The organism is Actinomadura sp. DC4 (assembly GCF_030406325.1).
In the GTDB taxonomy this organism is placed as follows: Bacteria; Actinomycetota; Actinomycetes; order Streptosporangiales; family Streptosporangiaceae; genus Actinoallomurus.
In genome coordinates this window covers 235,685-252,139 of the sequence record NZ_JAUEQY010000008.1, presented here as the reverse complement: position 1 = coordinate 252,139, position 16,455 = coordinate 235,685, and the positions used below count along the sequence as shown (strand labels likewise).

Here is a 16,455-nt window from a genome sequence, read left to right as displayed (position 1 = left end):
TCGGGGTCGGCGAGGTGGAGCCTTTCCTCACGCCAGAAGGTGGCCCGCCCGGTTGCGCTCATGACCGCCCGCAGGTGTCCTCGCCGGGCACGATCGGGCCGTCGGCCATCGTGCCGTCCGGGTGCAGTTCGCGGAGGCGGCGGGATCCGCCTTGATCGTCCGCTTCCAGGACGCGGGCTCGCCCGTGGTCGACCATCGTGGATCCGTGGCTGGGCCATCGGGCGGCCAGCCCGCCGTCCCGGTCGCGAACACCCCGTAGCCCTGGGCGCCCACCAGGAGCGGCCCGGCCCGGCGATCGCGCGTTGCCGGGCTGGTCCGGCCGTCTGGCGGCGCTGTACGTGCTGTGCGGCGGAGCGTGTTGCGCGCCGTCCCCTCCGTCCGGCGACGTGCTGTGGAGCCGCGTACGTCCACCGCGTCGGGCCCCGGTTCCCCGGTCACCTGCGCGTGGCGACCGGCGGTGGCACTCGGACCTGCGACGGCCGGTCCCCGGAGGAGACGACCTCGGCGGGGACGGCGAGCCGCCGCCGCCGGGCGAACGGATCGGCACGTTCGTGGTGATGGCCGATGCAGCCAGGGTCGAACGCATCGATACGTCCGGACGGCGCCTGTGGGTCCACCGCCGTGCCCGAGGTTCGGCTCTCCTACGAGGGGGTCATCGAGGTCAGCGCCGCGCCCCGGCGCCGCCGTAGCGGCCCGAACACTTCCGGCCGGTACGGCGCAACGGCCTGCCGGTCAGAGGCGACCGGGCGCTGGCGACCTACTACGACCCCTCGGGCGGGATCGGGTGGGTTTCTGCGTCGACGCGGGACCGGGGAACCGGTGTGGCACACCGAACCGCATCCGACCGGGGAAGCGCACCTCGACCAGCGGCCCCCCAGACCCCCGGCCCGTTACTCCGGGGGCGCTCCGGCGTGGCCCGTCACCAGGACGGATCCCGCGTCCTCGTCGCCCTCGGGGATCAGTTCGGCCTCGAAGCCGCACTCGATGAGGACCGCCATCAGCGTCGGATGCATGATGGCGGACATCGCGTCACCGAACTCGACCGACCTGTCGTTGGTGACGGCCCATGTCACCATCACGCCGTCGTCGCGCAGGTGCCAGCAGATCCAGTAGCCGCCGCCCTCGCCCATGGGGTCGTGGCGCGCGAAGCCCGAGTTCTCCAGCGCTCGGCCAAGATCGGCGACCAAATCGCTCCAACGCTCGCGAAGCGCCTCGAATTCGTCAATATGTTCCTGAGGAACACCCGCTTCGCGCAACATGTCATGAAATGACGGGGGAACGCTCCTTATCGCGGGTGGAATTACGTCACCGGAGGAGCGCAGGAAAGGGTCGCTCATGCCACGCATGATACGTCTCCACCCGAATGGGCGTAGAGCTCTCCGCATATCCGAGCGTGGCAATTCGCGAAGCCCGCCGGGTACGGACGCCGCCGTACCCGGCAGGCCGCGAGGTCACTGGCAGATGCTGCCCCTGCTGCTCAGGGTGAGCACGCCGCAGGCCAGTTCCTCCTGGGCCGCGACCTCGCTCTGCAAACGCAGAACTTCCTCCATACCGGTCAACTCCTTTCGTCGGACGTACGGACCACCGTCTCCCCCGGCTGACCGCCGGAGGTGTCAAAGGGGGTGAAATGGAGCAGATAGCGCAGGGCGAGAAGAATTCCGGCCGAGCCGGACCACAGGTCGGCGGACAGCCGCTGTCCGGGCTCGCCGAGCCAGCCCACTCCGTCCTCGCGCGGGATCGCGTACCGGAACAGGCCACGGGCACTGGTGAACGCCGCGTCCACGAGTTCGGGCCGGCCCAGCCGCCGCCCGGCGCCGGCCAGCGTCACGGCGAGCCCCGCCACACCCGGGAACAGCCCCGGGAACACCGCGAAGCGGACCGCGCAGGCGCGCAGGCAACGCTCCAGCGCGTCGGACGCGTCCCAATCGGTGGCCACGCCGAACTCCGCGTCCGGCCGGTGCGCGAGATGGCGGGACAGGACCGCGGCGTACCCCGCGCTGCCGGCGAACAGGTACGGATAGACGCGGCGGTCGGCGGGGGTGGTCTTGAAGCCCAGCCCGTCCACCGGAATCGGCTCGGCGTACGCGAGTTCCTCCCCCAGCAACCGCATGCCACGGTCGAACAGCCGCGAGTCTCCGGTTCGGCGATAGAGCGCGTACAGTGCCAGCGCCACACCCGTCCGTCCGCCCACCAGCCCGGACTGGCTGGTCGAACTCAGCCGCGAGGTGAGCTCGGGGCCCTCGGGAACGTCGTCGAGCAGCCGCTGCGCCAGGTCCAGCCAGCGCCGCTCGCCGGTGAGCCGGTGGTGGGCCAACAGCCCGAGCGCGGTCCCGGCCGCACCGCCGCCGAGGGCGGCGGACGCGTCGTTCAGCGGATGTTCCGCCGCCGCGGTGAGCAGGGTCTCGGCCGCGTCGGACTCCCCAAGACCGGCCAGTACGCAGGCGACCCCCGCGCTGCCGTGCAACAGACCGGGAGCGCTGGTGTCGGCCGCGGCCAATGCGTCGTCCCGCAGCCGGCCGACGATGACCGGGTCGCACTTACGGCCGGCGCGGTGCAGCGCCCACAGCACGCCGGCGGTCCCGGCCGCCACCGCACGGGTGTCGGTCTCGTGGCCCAGCGGGCCGGTCGGGTAGACCCGCGCCGGGTCGCCGGGCCGGGCCATCGCCTCCAGCGTGTCCGCCGTACGGTCGGCCAGCTCGCGTAACGCGGCCAACGGGTCATCGCGTACGGCCTCCGGCGTGGGCAGGCGGGACTCCTCCGCACGGTCATGGCAGCGAATGGCGCTACGCCATAACCGGGGGGCGACCGGGGCGAGCTCGGACAGGTCGGCGTGCAGATGGTCCAGGGCCCGCGGATGGCGTTCGGCGACCTCGTGCAGCGGGAAGACCAGTGTCAGCGCCAGGGCGGCCAGGCCGTACCGGTCGATCTCCACGGGATCGCGCCCGGCCAGGGACAACGCGTCGGGGTGCAGGTAGCCCGGAGTGCCCATGATCCGCCCTACGGCCTTGACCGGCTGCACCGCCTCGAAGTCGATCAGCCGGACCTCGTCGTCATCGTCGACCAGGACGTTGGTCGGGCTGAGGTCGATGAAGACGTACCCCAACTCGTGCAGCCGGCCGAGCTGGGCGTCGAGCCGGTCGAGCACGGCCAGGCAGCGGCGGTGGTACGCGGCGACCTCGTGAACGTGCGGCCCGATGCGCAACGCCGGGTTGTTGATGACCATCCACCGGTACAGCGGGATGCCGGACGCGAACTCGGTGACGAGAAAGCTGTGTTCCCAGTGGTGGAAGAGCTCGACCGGCCGCGGGCACAGGCCGGGCTCGCGGGCGTGGATCGCGAGCAGGGTCAGGTACTCGGCGTTCAGCCGCGACTTCGCGTCGGCACCGTCGGCGGTGTAGCCGTTGTGCGCCTTGGCCTCTTTGAGGAACACCGGCTCGCCGTCCTCGGCGCGGAACCGGTAGGCGCCGCCGGCGTTGCTGTGCCGGAGTACGGCCTCGAAGGTGTAGCCGTGCAGCGCGACCGCCCCGTCGCCGGTGTCCGGGACGGCCTGCCGGAACGGATCGGAGACGCCGGGCGGCAGGTAGAACGACGGCCGGCGTACGTCGTCGATCTCCGCACCGTCCGAGCCGGCCATGGTCGGTATGTGCCGGCCCTCCGCGTCGATTCGCAACCGGCCGCGGAACGCCCCGTACCGGTAGGAGACGCACTGGCTCGCGTCGAAACGACGGTCGGAAAGCACGAAAGGCCCGCCGATCCCGGACAGATCATCGGCCAGCCGGCGTAATATCCGCAGCGCGCACTGTTCGGTGGGCGGATAGAGAGTGCAGAACTTTCCGCTCTGCACCCGGTTGGCATGTTTGTCGTGCGCCATCAAGAACGTGTTGCGGCCGGCCAGGTGTTTGAACGGAACGCCCGACTCGACGGCCACCGCCGAGACCACGGCCAGCACGTGCTGCGCGTTGGGCAGGGAACTGGACACGTGGATCTTCCACCCCTGGTCCGGGACGACGAGACCGGCCCTGCCCCAGTGAGTCCACGCGCCATCGTCCAGCCGCGTCCAGCCGGGCGGCATGACGCCCGCGTCGAAACGCGGGCCCGGATCGGCTTTGTCCCAGGGTTCGTAGTAATCCGGATCGGCAATCAGGAACGACATGTCCAGTGCCACCGAATCACTCCTCTCACCGGCCGACCGGGCACGCCGAGAGCGGCCCACGTGGCAGTGCGGGCGGGAATTCGAAACGACGAAAGAAAAGGGTTCCGCGCTTTGTGGGTCCGAGTATCACCTATCGACCGCATCTGCGCCAGATGACTACTTTGCCAGCTTTTGACCGTTAGATACCGGGTCGAGGGTCTCGTCGCCGCAGGCCCGCAGCCGGTTCGCACGCCCTCGGGGCATGCGGACGGCGGGCATGTCCTGAAACGGCCAACCTCACGCGGTCACGGCGACGGGGTCAGCCGTGCTCCACGACGTACGCGGGGGTGAAACGCACCGGTAGGGCCGCCAGGCCGCGCACGTGGAAGGCCGGCCGCCACTGCAGCTCCTCCTCCGGAACCGCGAGGCGTACGTCCGGAAGGCGGTCGAGCAGCACCTCGATGGCGGTCCGCGCGATGACCTCGGCGAGCTCCGGCGCCGGATGCGGGCAGCCGTGGTCGCCGGTGCCGAACGCGAGGTGGGCGTGGTTGCCGCCCGAGTCGCCGTGGACGGTGGAGCGCACGCGGGGGTCGGCGCTGGCGCCGGCCAGCCCGACGATGATCACGTCACCGCCCCGGATCGTACGGCCGCCGAGCTCGGTGTCCCGCGTCGCCCACCGGCCCGGGGCGGCCTTGACCGGCGTGTCCTCCCACAGCACCTCGTTCAGCGCCTGGCCGACGCTGCTGCGGCCGCCCGAGAGGGTCAGCGCGAAGCGGTCGTCGGTCAGCATGAGGCGCAGCGTGTTGCCGATCCAGTTGGCGGTGTTGTCCTGGCTGCCGGAGATGACGACGAGGATGTCGTGGATCAGCTCCTCGTCGGTGATGCCCGTGTCGTACCCGAGCAGGCGCGACATGACGTCCTGCCCCGGCTGTACGCGCTTGGCCTCGATGAGACGCGCCATCACGCCGGTGAACCGGATGTAGGCGTCCATGGCGTCTTCGCGGCCGTTACTCATGATCTTCATGTCCTCGGCGACGCCCAGGAGGTCCGCGTCGGGCAGTCCCAGCATGCCGCCCATGACGAGCGCCGGCATCCGGTACGCGTAGTGCTCCATGAGGTCGATCTCGCCGGTGGCGGCGAACGTGTCGATCAGCCGGTCGGCGAACCGCTCGCAGTCACCCCGGAGCTGGAACTGGTCCACCTCGGCGAGCGCGTCGGCGACCGCGCCGACGCGACGCGCGTGGACCTCCCCGTCGAGGGACATGAGCATGCCGGGCGTGTAGCCCACGGCCTGCGGCGGCACGTAGTCCGGGCCGTTGCAGCGGTACGGGTCGCGGGAGAACAGCCGGCTGTCGGCGAGGACCTGATGCGCCTCGCGGTAGCCGATGACCAGCCACGCGGGCTCGCCGTCCTCGAGCAGGACCGGCACGACCGAACCGTGCTCCCGCCGCATCTCCCGGAACAGTTCTTCGGTGGCCCCTTCGAAGCGCTCCCCGTACAGCGGCACCGCGCCGCCGGTCTCCGGCACTTTCCCCTGCACCATGTGCCATCACCCGCGATATCGATCGACTCAAGACGGGACCGGTCGCCCGTAGGACGGCGATCCTAGACCGGGACCAGGCCCATCGGCCATATTTCCCCAGATTGATCGGCCTTTTTCCGCAATATGCGGCTCAACGCCCATCCATACGGAGTTCACCCGCGTCCAGGTGTGGACACGATGATCTGGCGCGAGGACCGGGCCGGGACACGATGGCGGCATCTATCGTGCCTGGTGACAGAGCCCGGCATTCCTGTGACCTGCGGAGTAACTGACCGTCAGTCATGACGCTCGAAACACGCAAATGGGGGCAGAGAACTACAAAGGGTGGTCAACCACCTCGTGGCGCATTAGGATCTCGGTCTCGCGAGCGGCGCAGGTTCCAGCAGGTCCGTATGGGGACTGTGCGACGTTCCGTAGGCCGGGTGGGTCCTCGACCGCACGGTGCGGAATTTTCGGCTCTGCCCGACCGGTCTGTCCGCCCAAACCGCTGACGAGGAGCTGATCGATGTCAGCACACACGATCCTTCGCCGCACGGCAGGCCGCCTGCCGGCGAACAGGGCGGTGCTCGCCCTGCCGGCCGCGGCGGTCATCACCGTGGGCGCGTGCCTGTGGGCGGTGGCCGAGGCCTCGGCGGATCGCGCGCTGGTGGCCGTGTGCTCGGGTGCGGCGGCGGTTCTGTTCTTCGTCACCGTGGCGCTCGTGGTGTACGGCCGCGACACCGTACGCGGCCTGCGCGACCGCGTCTCCGCCCTGGACGCCGAGGCGGTCCGGCTGGCCGACGAGGCGATGCCCCAGGTCGTCAAGCGGCTGCGCGACGGCGCGTCGGTGGACAGTGTGCTCTCCGACATGCCCCAGCCGGCGGGTGACGCGCACCGGCGTACGCTCCGGACGCTCGCCGAAGAGGTGGGCCGGGGCGAGCGCATGCGCGCGGCGGCGATGGCCGCCTGCGCGAGCGCCGCGGGCCGGGTCCAGGCGCTGGCCACCAGCATGCTCGCCGACCTGCGCGACATGGAGCAGCGGCATGACGAAGAGGTCCTCGGCGACCTGCTGCGGCTGGATCACAGCACCGCGCAGGCGGGTCGGCTGGCCGACAGCATCGCGGTGCTCACCGGCGCCCGGTCGGGACGGCGCTGGACCAAGCCGATCACGATGGAGAGCATCGGGCGCGGCGCGGTGGGCCGGATCAGCGCCTACCAGCGCGTACGGATGCACTCGACCAGCACCTCGGCGGTCGCCGGGTACGCCGCCGAAGGCGTCATGCACGCGCTCGCCGAGCTGATGGACAACGCCACGAGCTTCTCGCCCCCCTCCGAAGAGGTCCACGTGTACGTGGAGGAGGTCCACGCGGGCGTCGTGATCACGATCGAGGACGCGGGTCTCGGCATGAGCCAGGCCGCGCTGCGCCGGGCCGAGCAGGCCGTCTCGTCGGCACAGCTCGACCTGACGACGCTGTCCGGTACGCGGCTGGGCCTGGCTGTCGTGGGCTGCCTCGCCCGAAAGTACGGCCTTACCGTCTCTTTCCGGCCTTCTTCGCGCGGCGGCACCGGCGTCGTCGTTATGATCCCCCGGCGGCTGATCACGGAGATCGAGGAGCCCGCGGAGCCTCCGCGGACCGCGCCTGCTCCGGACGAGCCGCAGACCGCGGCCGTGACCGCGGCCGCGCCGGAGGAGGCGGAATCCATGGACGTTCCCGAAGGAGAGACCGGCGGCCTGCCGAAGCGGCGCCGTGGCCAGACGCTCGCGGCGGCGTCCCGGCCGGCGATCACGGGGGCGGCCCGGACGGCGACGGGCCGCCCGTCCGACACCGCGGCGAAGTTCAGCACGTTCCGAGACGCGATCCAGACCGGCCGGACTCCGCAGGTCGATCGACCCGAAGGCGCCGACGACGACGTCGCGCCCCACGACGAGACCTGACTCCTGTGCCGGTCGGCCGGCCGGGCACCACAACGGATTGAGATTGGAGGGAGGGGGCGTCCTCCGGCGCGAGCGCCGTGGTCGTCGCCCGCAATCCCGATGAAGACCACAGATCGTGATCTCGACTGGTTGCTCGAGAACCTCCTGGAGAGGACGCCGGGGACCCGGCACGCCCTCGTGCTGTCCAAAGACGGCCTCAAGCTCTGCAACACGCACGGGCTGGGCGTCGACCAGGCCGACCAGCTCTCCGCCATCGCCTCGGGCATCCAGAGCCTGTCCCACGCCGCGTCCATCGAGTTCGGCGACGGCACCGGCGACCTGCGGCAGTCGATGACGGAGTTCCACGGCGGTCTGCTCTTCATCGTGGCGGCCGGAGAGGGCGCCCACCTCGCGGTCGTGGCGGCCGAGGAGTCCGACATCGGCCTCCTGGGCCACAACATGAACGAACTCGTCGAACAGCTCGGTGAGCACCTCACCGCCGCACCGCGCCAGCCCGAGGGGAGACCGATATGAGCCGACGGCCACTCGATGGCGAGGACCCCGACCGGCTGTACACCATCACCGGTGGCCGCAGCCGCGCCGACGAGAGCAGGCTCGACCTGGTCACACTGATCGTGAGCGAGTGCGATCCTGCGCCGGGCATGCAGTCCGAGCACGTGAAGATCCTCCGGATGGCCCGCCTGCCCACCGCGGTCGTGGAGATCTCCTCCGAGCTCGGGCTTCCCGTCAGCATCGTCAAGATCCTCTTGTGCGATCTCCTCGACACCGGCCGCGTCACGGCGCGCCACCCGTCGTCCTCCTCCACCCCATCCAGATTGACCGATTCGGCGGTCTTGAAGCAGGTGCTCGTTGGACTCGAAAAGCTCTGACCAGCTCGATCGTCCGCCCCTGCGGAGTACCGCGAGCAACGCCCTGAAGATCGTGATCGTCGGCGGGTTCGGCGTGGGCAAGACCACCATGGTCCGCGCGGTGAGTGAGATCCGGCCGCTCAGCACCGAAGAGGTCATGACGCACGCGGGGGTCGGGATCGACGACGCCGCCGGCGTCGAGGCCAAGACCACGACGACGGTCGCCTTCGACTTCGGCCGCATCACGCTGAACGAGGAGATGGTGCTGTACCTGTTCGGCGCGCCCGGACAGGAGCGGTTCTGGTTCCTCTGGGACCGATTGTTCTCCGGCACCCTGGGCGTCGTCGTCATCGTCGACACGCGCCGCGTCTCCGACTCCTGGTACGCCATCGACCGCCTCGAACACCACGGAATGCCGTTCATCGTGGCCGTGAACAATTTCGGCGGCCCGCAGCACTCGGTCGAGCAGGTCCGCAACGCGCTGTCCCTGTCGGCCGACATTCCGATCATCGATTGCGACGCCCGTGAGCGCGGATCGAGTAAGAAAGTGCTCATCACGCTGGTGAACCACCTTTACGCCTTGTCCACCGCGCAGGAGAACGCCTCATAAGGCAGCACGTGCTTTGCGGGCATAGGTGGCTTTTGTCGGATTCTGCGCTCATGATGGCGACTGTTCATCAGCCCGCTTCTCCCGCCAGGAGGCGTCGTGCGCATTTCCCTGTCCCGCCGTCCTAGACAAGTGCTTCTCTGGGCGGCCGTACTAGGCCTGACCGTTTCGGTCGGCTCCCCCGTCCTCGCCAAGGCGCCGGACCGCCCGCCGGCGCCCGCCGCCACCGTCCACCGCGTGTTGTTCGACAACACCAAGGCCGAGACGGCCGGAAATGCCGACTGGATCATCAGCACCAGCCAGCCCGACCCGCTCCAGCAGGACTCGACGCCCCAGGCCGAGACCGACTGGACCGGCGCGCTGTCCTCCTGGGGCGTCGCTCTGCAGAAGAGCGGTCAGTACAGCCTGAAGACGCTGCCGAGCGGCAACACCATCACGTACGGGAACACCTCGAGCGCCCTCGACCTGTCCAACTTCGACACGTTCGTGCTGCCCGAGCCCAACGTCCAGCTCAGCACCGCGGAGAAGACCGCGGTCATGCGGTTCGTCCAGAACGGCGGCGGCCTCTTCCTGATCTCCGACCACACCGGCAGCGACCGCAACAGTGACGGCTGGGACTCCCCCAAGGTCATCAACGACCTGCTGACCGGCAACGGCGTGGACAACACCGACCCGTTCGGCTTCTCGGTCGACCTGCTGAACATCACCACCGACAACCCGGTGGCGATCAAGGACACCTCGAACCCGATCATCAACGGCCCGTTCGGCACGGTGAAGGGCAGCATCCTGCGGAACGGCACCACGTTCACGCTGCACCCCGCCGACAACCCGAACGTCAAGGGGCTGGTGTACCTCACCGGCGCGACCCCCTCGGGCAACACGGGGGCGTTCCTCGTCAGCAGCACGTTCGGCAGCGGCCGGGTCGCCATCTGGGGTGACAGCTCCACCATCGACGACGGCACCGGGCAGTCGGGCAACACCCTGTACGACGGCTGGAACGACCCCGCGGGCACCGACGCCGCGATCGGCCTGAACACGACCGCCTGGCTCGCCGCGGGTTCCACCTCGACGCCGCCGGGCGGGGTCACCGTCACCAACCCCGGAGCCCAGACCGGCACGGTCGGCACCGCCGCCCGCCTGCAGATCTCCGCCTCCGACGACGCCGGCGGCACCCTGTCCTACCGGGCCACCGGCCTGCCCGCGGGCCTGTCCGTCAACGCGTCGACCGGCCTGATCTCCGGTACGCCCACCACCGCCGGCACGAGCCAGGTCACCGTCACCGCGACCGACTCCACGGGCCCCTCCGGCTCGGCGTCATTCACCTGGACGATCAGCGGCTCGGGAGGCGGGGGCTCGCAGTTGCTCGGCAACCCGGGCTTCGAGACCGGCACCGCCGCGCCCTGGACCGGCACCACCAAGGTCATCTACAGCGGGACCAAGGAACCGGCGCGCTCGGGTTCGTGGGACGCCTGGCTCGACGGCTACGGCACGACCACGACGGACACGCTGAGCCAGCAGGTCACCATCCCCTCGGCGGCCCATTCGGCGACGCTCTCGTACTGGCTGCACGTGGACACGGCCGAGACCGGCACCACGGCGTACGACACGCTGAAGGTCCAGCTCGTCAACGCCTCGGGCACGGTCCTGGCCACGCTGGCCACGTACTCCAACCTCAACCCCGTCACCGGCTACACGCAGCACAGCGTCAGCCTGAACGGCTACATCGGCCAGACCATCACGCTGAAGTTCACCGGCGCCGAGGACTACGAGAAGCAGACCTCGTTCGTCCTCGACGACACCGCCCTCACCACCACCTGACACGCGTGAAGTCCGGCCGGGCCCGCGAAGGGCCCGGCCGGTCTCAGCGGAACCAGCGGCGAGGGTGGCGGGTCAGGCTGTAGCCGCCAACGCCGGTCATCGCGGCCAGCACTCCGCCGCCGATCGTCCACCACCAGCGGCCGGACGGCCAGGAGAACCAGCCCTTCGCGCGTTGCAGCGGGCCGGCCTCCGGGCTCGCCGACGGCGCGGCCTGCGGCGCCACGGTGGCTCCGGGGTCAACCTTCGGGGACAGCGGGGCCTTCAGTTTCGCGTTGTCGGGCTGGGCGTCGCCTCCGTGCGCGTCGAGGGTCACGTCCGTCTGGATCGGCAGGCCGAGGTCCTGCTCCGGCAGCCCGGTCGCCGACAGGCGTACGTAGTAGGTGCCCGGCAGCGGCTCGTCGGACCAGGGGTCGGCCCACGAGCGGACCTGCCGCAGGAGGCAGTGGAGCGCGACCGTCCCGGTGCCCGTCGCCGCGGTGGAGGTCTGGGAACCGGCCGTGCACGCCTGACGGCGGCGCAGGCCGTCGAAGACGTCGACCGTCCAGGTGGCCGGGCCGTGCCGGCTCGAACCCGGCGGCAGGGTGATGGTGATGGCCAGCCGGTCCGTCTCTCCGGCGGCGGCCTCGTAGGACCAGTACTGGTAGTCGCCGGTGGAGCCGGACACCCGTACGGGCTGGTCGGCCTCCACCTTGGTCGCGGTGAGGAAGGACGTCCCGGCGGTGGTGACCGTGGCGCTGGGACTCGGCGTCGGGGTCTCCTCCGCGAGGGCGGGCCCGGCCAGTGCCACGAGGCCCGCGAACGGCAGGCTCAGAAGAAGGGCGGCGCGCATGGTCAGTTCTCCTTCCAGACGGCGACCCGCCAGCGGGCCAGCCATCCGGTGAGCAGGCCGCCGAACAGGCCGGCGCCGGCGAGGACGACCAGCAGCAGCCAGCCGCGGCCCAGGGACGGGCCGCCGGGGGTGGGTGAGGACGGCACGACGCCGACGGTCAGTTCCAGTGGCATCCCGGGCGCGGTCTGGACGCCGGCGGGGACGGAGAAGGAGTTGCTCACCACGAGGCAGACCAGGTTCGTCGCGGTCTCGGTGCCGGTCTCGGTCGACGTCGAGGGCTCGGGCGTGGCCGAGGACCGCTGGTCCGACCAGCGCAGCCCGGTGGACAGCACGTCCGTACGCCCGCTGCCCGCGTCGGTCCCGCGGACGATCTCCTGCCCGCTCGTGGACACCGCACGCAGCAGCACCCCGTAGTCGGGGTTCAGCGTGCGGTCGAGCGCGACGCTCACCGAGGCGCGCAGCTCCTGTCCCGGCGCGACCGCGACGCGGTACCAGCGGTGCTCGGCGAAGCGCTCGCGGTCGGCGTAGACGCCGGGGCTCAGGATCGGGGCGTTGGCGCACCGGCTGCTGCCGCCGACCTGGCGCGGGGTACGGCGGTACGTGTCGTGCGCCCGCCGTACGAGCTGGTTCAGCCGGCTGGTGAGCTGGGTCTGGTGCTGGACGGCGGTGTAGGTCCCGCCGGTGGCGCCGGCGATGCAGGTGAGCTGGCGGCGTACCTTGTCGTCGAGGGTGAGCCCGAGCGTGTCCACGATCAGGTGCGTGCCCTGGGCGGCGAGTTCGCGCGCGACGTCGCACGGGCCCGGCGACCCGCACGTGTCCTCCCCGTCGGTGATGAGGACGATCCGCCGGGTGGTCTCGCCCGTACCCAGGTCACGGGCGGCGCCGCGGAGGGCGAGGCCGATCGGCGTCCAGCCGGTGGGCCGCATCGTGGCGATCGCGGACTTGGCCCTGGCCTTGTCGACCGTGGCGACCGGCATGATCTGCTGGGTGTCCCGGCAGCCGAGAGCCTGGTTGTTCGCCACGGGAATGCGCGAGCCGAGGACGCGGATGCCGAGCTGCGTCTCCTCGGGCAGCGCGTCCACGACCTCGTCGAAGGACTGCTGGGCGACCGACATCCGGCTGCGGCCGTCGATGTCGGTGGCGCGCATCGAGCCGCTGGAGTCCAGCACCAGCTCGACCTTCGGCGCTTCCTCTTCCGTCGGTTCCCCAGCGGAGGCCGGCGGCATTGCGGCTATCGTCAAGGCGGCCAGCATGCCCACGAGCACACTGGCCGCGGGGCCTCGTCTGTTGATCACCCGGGGATCTTAATGATCTTGGGACAGGCAGCATAATCCGCACATTCACGCCTGGTGACCGGCGAACCTCGTGGCGCCGGATCCGATCGGCTACTCCGGCACCTCGTTCCAGGTGAGGCAGAACGGCTTGCCTGCGGGGTCCGCGTACACACGCCAGTCGTCGCCCTCACCCGGCAGCCTCACCGCGCCGATCGCGAACGCCGCCCGCTCGGCCGCCTCCAGGTCGGCGCGCTCGACGAGCAGGTCGAAGTGGACCTGCTGCGGCGCGGCCGGGTCGGGCCAGCGTGGCGCCCGGTAGTCCTCGACCTGCTGGAACAGCACGGGCATCTTTCCGTCCTCGCCGATCATCGCGACGCCCGGCCCCTCGTACGTGACCGGCTTGCCCAGCAGCTCGGAGTAGAACGCGCTCAGCGCCGTCGCGTCCGGGCAGTCGAGCATCACGCCCATCACCGTCGTGTTCGGGTCGTCCTCCTTGACGCACAGGTCGAACGGGTGACCGGCCGGGTCGGCGAGCGTGTGCCAGCGTTCGTTGCGCCGCAGCAGCGTCGCGCCGAGCGAGACCGCCCGGTCCGCGGCGGCGTCGATGTCGGGCACGCGTAGATCGAGGTGGGCCTGCTGCGGCGCCGCCGGGTCGGGCCACCGGGGCGCCACGTGGTCCGGCGCGCGCTGGAACGCGATGCGCCACCCGTCCGGCGTCATCATCGTGATCCACTCGTCGTCGGCGTACTTCTGCGTCCAGCCCGCCAGGGCGGTGTAGAAGTCGGCCTCCGCGGCGATGTCCGGCGCGTCGAACGCCACCGCCTTCAGCTCGGCGATCATGTGCTCTCCCTCGTCGTCGGTTCCCCCATCCTCCCCGGCGGGTCCGACACTCGCCGCCGGCTACTCCAGGAGCAGCTGCTGGCGGGCCGAGCTGACGTGGTGGCGCATGGTGGCGACGGCCGCGTCCGCGTTGTGGGTCAGGATGGCCAGGAAGATGGCCTGGTGCTCCTCCAGCGAGCCCCGTCGCGGGTGCGGGGCCGAGATGTTGCGGTACTGCCGCATCACCAGCGGATACAGGAGGCCGTCGTACGCCCGCGCCAGGGTTCTCTGGTGCGCTGCCTCCTTCACCTGCTGGTGGAACCTCCGGTTGCCCTTGGAGTACTCCGCCTGGTCGCCGCGGGCCTGGGCCTCCTCCATCGCGGTGAGGGTCGTGCGGAGCTCGCGGACGTCCTCCTCCGTCGCCCGCTCCGCGGCCTTTCCGGCCAGGGCGGACTCCAGCGTCTCCCGCGCCTCCAGGATGTCGGCCGCCTCCTCGACCGAGAAGCTCCTCGTCCGTACGCCGCGGTTGACCTCGCTGGTGACGTAGCCCTCCTGCACGAGCCGCACCAGGACCGAGCGCATCGTGCCGCGCGAGACGTTGAACATCCCGGTCAGGTCCGCCTCGGTCAGCCGCGTGTTGGGTTCGATGCTCCCGGACAGCAGCAGCGAGCGCAGCCCCTCATATGCCTGGCTGTACCGGGTGGCCGACCCTCGGGTCGTCTCCGCGATGCCGTTGTTGCCGCTCTGATCCACAGTGATCGCCTATGTACCTCAGTTGGAAGTCTGGGCCGTGCCGAGCCCCGGATACAGCCGCCGGGCCGTGCCCGCGAAGATCTGCTCGCGAGCCTCCTCCGGCAGGGTTCCCAGGACATTCTGCGCGAGTTCGAGGAGTTCCGTCAGCGGTTGTTCAGCGGCCGGGCAGTTGGAGCCCCAGGCGATCCGCTCCGCGCCGAACGCGCTCAGCACCGGCTGGAGGAAATCGTCCGCCCGCTCCCCGGCGTCCCGCAGCCGTTCGAGGTTCCGGTGCGTGAGCTTGAGGTGAAGGCCGGGGTTCTGCGCGAGCTCGGCCACCTCCTTCCCCGCGCGCGACGGCGAGGCGGCGATGTCGGGGTATCCCATGTGGTCGAGGAGCACCCGTACGGAGGGGAATCTCTCCAGCACCGACACCAGCTGCTTCGTCGCCGGGCCGAGGCGCATCTGCAGGCAGACGGTGATGCCCAGCTCGCCGGCCGCCTCCCAGAACTCCTGCGTCTCGGGCGCGGCGAACCACTCGCCCTGCGTGGGTACGGTGCTGCCGCTCGTGAACAGCCGTACTCCGGCCAGGCCGTCGTCGCGGCAGCCCGCCACCAGGCGCGCGCCGGCCCCGGGCTCCAGCGGGTCGAAGGTGCCCACGGCGATGAAGCGGTCCGGCGCACGCCGGAAACTGTCCAGCACATAGGAGTTGTCATAGCCGTACGCCGTGGTGGCCTGCACCAGGACGGCCTGGCGGATGCCCACCTCGTCCATGCGGGCGAGCAGGCCCTCCGCGGTGACCGGCCGGGCCGCGGCCCACTCCGACTGCCTCCCGCCGAGCGGCGCCCGCGGGTACGCGGTCAGGTCCTCCGCGATGATGTGGCAGTGCGTGTCGACGACATCCATGGTTCCAACCTCTCCGAGTGGTGTGGCTACGCGTCCGGGTAGTCGCCTTCGGCGAAGAGCCGGTCCGCGGGGAAGTCCGCGTCTAGCAGGCCCTGCTCACGGGAGAAGCGCACGATCGCCTCCAGGCTCGCCTCGTTCGCGGCGCGGCCGTACGGGACGGGATCGCCGTGGATCTGCTCCGCCTGCCGGGCGAACCTCTTGAGCGCCGACCACTCCGGGTCCGCGGCGACCTGCCGCCGCTTGCTCTCGGCCAGCGCCGCGTAGAGAGCGGTCGGCAGGCCGGGGTTCTGCTCGACGAGGTCGGAGCGGAGCGCGATCAGGGAGTGCAGCGGATAGATCCCCGTACGGAGGTACCAGTCGGCGGCCAGCACCTCGGACTGGGCGAAGAGCGGATAGGGGCCGTCGTCCGCCGCGGGGGACGCTGCCGTCGCCGTCCAGCCGGCCCGCGGCGCGCCGGCCCGGCCCGTGCCGGCGTTGCCGGTGAACGCGGCGTCGATCTCCCCGGCGCGCAGGAGCTCGCCGAGGGAGCGGCCGTCGGTGACCCGCTCGACGTTGGCCGGGGCCCGGCCCTCGATGTGGTCGTCGTCGTCCACCGCCCAGGTGATCTTCCCGATGTCCACGCCGTACTCCTCCTGGAGGACCCCGCGCACCCACACCGCCGTGGTCACGGTGTACGCGCGGACGCCGATCCGGCGTCCCTCCAGGTCCGACGGGACCCGGATGCCCGAGCCCACGGCGCACTGCACGTCGCCGTGGTGGAAGCGCCGGTTGAGGAAGACGGGCACCGCGGTGAGCGGCACCCCCTCCTGGCGGGCCATGAGGTACGACGCCGGCGCCAGCTCGCACACGTCGAACTCCAGGTCCCGGATCATGCGGCGGTACGCGCCGATGATCGGCCTGACCTCCACCGGCTCGACGTGGTACCCCTCCACCGCGACGTCGCCGTCGAGCAGGGCCTGTCCGTGGGGGTACTCCCCGAGAGCCACGGAAAGCTTGTCCATCTTCCGCCTTTCGATCGAGTGGCCGGCGTCG

The 16,455-nt window shown here is 70.8% G+C and carries 15 protein-coding genes; 5 read left to right on the top strand and 10 right to left on the bottom strand.

What is annotated here, in order from left to right:
- Positions 1-58: 58 nt before the first annotated feature.
- From QWU11_RS16140 to QWU11_RS16125, 4 genes are all read right to left on the bottom strand, one after another.
- Positions 59-196 (bottom strand): hypothetical protein, encoded by a 138-nt coding sequence (locus QWU11_RS16140; RefSeq protein WP_290109037.1) that lies wholly within the window; start codon positions 194-196, stop codon positions 59-61.
- Between the two features lie 694 nt (positions 197-890).
- Positions 891-1,337, bottom strand: coding sequence for a hypothetical protein (locus QWU11_RS16135; protein WP_290109036.1), 447 nt, complete (start codon positions 1,335-1,337; stop codon positions 891-893).
- A 218-nt stretch (positions 1,338-1,555) separates the two neighbouring features.
- Positions 1,556-4,165 carry a class III lanthionine synthetase LanKC gene (lanKC, locus tag QWU11_RS16130; RefSeq protein WP_290109035.1) on the bottom strand — a complete coding sequence of 870 codons (2,610 nt, stop codon included), beginning with the start codon at positions 4,163-4,165 and terminating at the stop codon, positions 1,556-1,558.
- A gap of 286 nt (positions 4,166-4,451) precedes the next feature.
- Positions 4,452-5,675: a cytochrome P450 gene (locus QWU11_RS16125; RefSeq protein WP_290109034.1), complete on the bottom strand. Its 1,224-nt coding sequence runs from the start codon at positions 5,673-5,675 to the stop codon at positions 4,452-4,454.
- 505 nt (positions 5,676-6,180) lie between these two features.
- Between QWU11_RS16125 and QWU11_RS16120 the strand changes: the two genes are divergently transcribed.
- The 5 genes from QWU11_RS16120 to QWU11_RS16100 all read left to right on the top strand — a co-directional run bounded on the left by QWU11_RS16120 (position 6,181) and on the right by QWU11_RS16100 (position 10,863).
- The gene (locus tag QWU11_RS16120; RefSeq protein ID WP_290109033.1) at positions 6,181-7,590 is read left to right on the top strand and encodes an ATP-binding protein; all 1,410 of its coding nucleotides are present in this window, start codon (positions 6,181-6,183) and stop codon (positions 7,588-7,590) included.
- A 99-nt stretch (positions 7,591-7,689) separates the two neighbouring features.
- Positions 7,690-8,103, top strand: a complete 414-nt coding sequence (locus QWU11_RS16115; protein WP_290109032.1) for a roadblock/LC7 domain-containing protein — start codon at positions 7,690-7,692, stop codon at positions 8,101-8,103.
- Complete coding sequence (locus QWU11_RS16110; RefSeq protein WP_290109031.1) at positions 8,100-8,459, top strand: DUF742 domain-containing protein; 360 nt, start codon at positions 8,100-8,102, stop codon at positions 8,457-8,459. Before QWU11_RS16115 ends, QWU11_RS16110 begins: the two co-directional genes overlap by 4 nt.
- A complete protein-coding gene (locus tag QWU11_RS16105; RefSeq protein WP_290109030.1) occupies positions 8,440-9,048 on the top strand; it encodes an ATP/GTP-binding protein in 609 nt (202 codons plus the stop codon). The genes QWU11_RS16110 and QWU11_RS16105 overlap by 20 nt, the downstream gene beginning before the upstream one ends.
- A gap of 129 nt (positions 9,049-9,177) precedes the next feature.
- Positions 9,178-10,863, top strand: coding sequence for an Ig domain-containing protein (locus QWU11_RS16100; protein ID WP_290109029.1), 1,686 nt, complete (start codon positions 9,178-9,180; stop codon positions 10,861-10,863).
- 43 nt (positions 10,864-10,906) lie between these two features.
- Here QWU11_RS16100 and QWU11_RS16095 read toward each other — a convergent pair whose 3' ends face one another.
- The 6 genes from QWU11_RS16095 to QWU11_RS16065 form a co-directional block, all read right to left on the bottom strand.
- Complete coding sequence (locus QWU11_RS16095; protein WP_290109028.1) at positions 10,907-11,692, bottom strand: hypothetical protein; 786 nt, start codon at positions 11,690-11,692, stop codon at positions 10,907-10,909.
- A gap of 2 nt (positions 11,693-11,694) precedes the next feature.
- Positions 11,695-12,987 (bottom strand): VWA domain-containing protein, encoded by a 1,293-nt coding sequence (locus tag QWU11_RS16090; RefSeq protein ID WP_290109027.1) that lies wholly within the window; start codon positions 12,985-12,987, stop codon positions 11,695-11,697.
- Positions 12,988-13,077: 90 nt separating this feature from the next.
- The gene (locus tag QWU11_RS47310) at positions 13,078-13,806 is read right to left on the bottom strand and encodes a VOC family protein (protein WP_354670851.1); all 729 of its coding nucleotides are present in this window, start codon (positions 13,804-13,806) and stop codon (positions 13,078-13,080) included.
- A 60-nt stretch (positions 13,807-13,866) separates the two neighbouring features.
- Entirely contained in the window at positions 13,867-14,538 is a 672-nt protein-coding gene (locus tag QWU11_RS16075; RefSeq protein ID WP_290109026.1) for a GntR family transcriptional regulator, read from the bottom strand.
- 18 nt (positions 14,539-14,556) lie between these two features.
- The gene (locus tag QWU11_RS16070; protein ID WP_290109025.1) at positions 14,557-15,423 is read right to left on the bottom strand and encodes an amidohydrolase family protein; all 867 of its coding nucleotides are present in this window, start codon (positions 15,421-15,423) and stop codon (positions 14,557-14,559) included.
- 26 nt (positions 15,424-15,449) lie between these two features.
- The gene (locus tag QWU11_RS16065) at positions 15,450-16,424 is read right to left on the bottom strand and encodes a hypothetical protein (protein WP_290109024.1); all 975 of its coding nucleotides are present in this window, start codon (positions 16,422-16,424) and stop codon (positions 15,450-15,452) included.
- Positions 16,425-16,455: the final 31 nt, after the last annotated feature.

What these genes read in the sequence shown, in the direction of transcription:
- QWU11_RS16070 (WP_290109025.1), bottom strand. Translation starts at nt 15,423, where the DNA reads ATGGATGTCGTCGACACGCACTGCCACATCATCGCGGAGGACCTGACC.
- QWU11_RS16125 (WP_290109034.1), bottom strand. Translation starts at nt 5,675, where the DNA reads ATGGTGCAGGGGAAAGTGCCGGAGACCGGCGGCGCGGTGCCGCTGTAC.
- QWU11_RS16065 (WP_290109024.1), bottom strand. Translation starts at nt 16,424, where the DNA reads ATGGACAAGCTTTCCGTGGCTCTCGGGGAGTACCCCCACGGACAGGCC.
- QWU11_RS16140 (WP_290109037.1), bottom strand. Translation starts at nt 196, where the DNA reads ATGGTCGACCACGGGCGAGCCCGCGTCCTGGAAGCGGACGATCAAGGC.
- QWU11_RS16095 (WP_290109028.1), bottom strand. Translation starts at nt 11,692, where the DNA reads ATGCGCGCCGCCCTTCTTCTGAGCCTGCCGTTCGCGGGCCTCGTGGCA.
- QWU11_RS16120 (WP_290109033.1), top strand. Translation starts at nt 6,181, where the DNA reads ATGTCAGCACACACGATCCTTCGCCGCACGGCAGGCCGCCTGCCGGCG.
- QWU11_RS16110 (WP_290109031.1), top strand. Translation starts at nt 8,100, where the DNA reads ATGAGCCGACGGCCACTCGATGGCGAGGACCCCGACCGGCTGTACACC.
- QWU11_RS16135 (WP_290109036.1), bottom strand. Translation starts at nt 1,337, where the DNA reads ATGAGCGACCCTTTCCTGCGCTCCTCCGGTGACGTAATTCCACCCGCG.
- QWU11_RS47310 (WP_354670851.1), bottom strand. Translation starts at nt 13,806, where the DNA reads ATGATCGCCGAGCTGAAGGCGGTGGCGTTCGACGCGCCGGACATCGCC.
- QWU11_RS16115 (WP_290109032.1), top strand. Translation starts at nt 7,690, where the DNA reads ATGAAGACCACAGATCGTGATCTCGACTGGTTGCTCGAGAACCTCCTG.